This is a genomic window from Pseudoalteromonas sp. S554 (assembly GCF_005930865.1).
GTDB lineage: Bacteria > Pseudomonadota > Gammaproteobacteria > Enterobacterales > Alteromonadaceae > Pseudoalteromonas > Pseudoalteromonas marina.
In genome coordinates, this window is sequence record NZ_PNDV01000137.1 from 1 (window position 1) to 945 (window position 945).

The following is a 945-nucleotide window of genomic DNA, read 5'->3' on the forward strand; positions in this document are numbered from 1 at the left end:
CCGTTGATATAATCACTCACACTATATTTAGCATCTTTAAAGTTTTCGTATCCAACCTTTGGCATCCACTCCGTTTTAAAGCTTCTAAAAAATCGCTCCATTGGCGCATTATCCCAACAATTTCCGCGCCTGCTCATACTTTGTGTAATTTTATAGCGCCATAAACGTTGACGATATTTTAAACTTGTATAATGACTACCTTGGTCTGAATGAAACATCAGTCCACTTGGCTTACCTCTGCTTTCATACGCGAGTTCAAGCGCTTTTAGCGTTAAGTTAGTATCTGGCGACAACGACATTGCCCAACCAACGACTTTACGTGCAAACAAATCAACAACGACCGCTAAATAGGCCCAGCGATTGCCTGTCCAAATATACGTCACATCACCGCACCACACGGTATCTGGCTCAACAACATCAAATTGTCTATCAAGCAGATTTGGAATTTCAAGGTGCTCATTACCACCGCGTTTATATGAATGTTGAGGTACTTGGCAGCTTTCAAGCTTTAATTTAACCATTAGCTTAGCAGCACGATAACGACTCAATTCAAAATCATTGTTCGTTGCTATTGCCGCGATTGTCCGCGCCCCAGCTGAGCCGCCGCTCATTGCATGTATGGCTTTAACTTCAGCTTCTAGCCTTATTTGCTCTGGCGTCGGCGTTGTATCCCGTATAGCCCAATATTTATAGCTGCTACGATGCACATTGAATACGTTACACAGCACGCTAATTGGGTAACGCTCTCGTTGATTTAGTTTCTCAATTAACGAGAATTGTTCAGGGAGTCGGACATCAAGAGAGCGGTAGCCTTTTTTAATATATCCTTTTCTAATTCAATGCGTTGGATTTGCTTTTTAAGTTCGCGGATTTCAATTTGTTCGGGCGTCATTGGTGAAGCAGATGGTGTCTGGCCATTCCGCTCTTGCTTTAATTGAGTAACCC

Annotated in this window: 1 pseudogene; it reads right to left on the reverse strand. The window is 42.6% G+C overall.

Annotation, left to right across the window (positions count from 1 at the left end):
• Positions 1-945, reverse strand: a pseudogene (locus CWB65_RS19180) (IS3 family transposase); the annotation flags it as partial.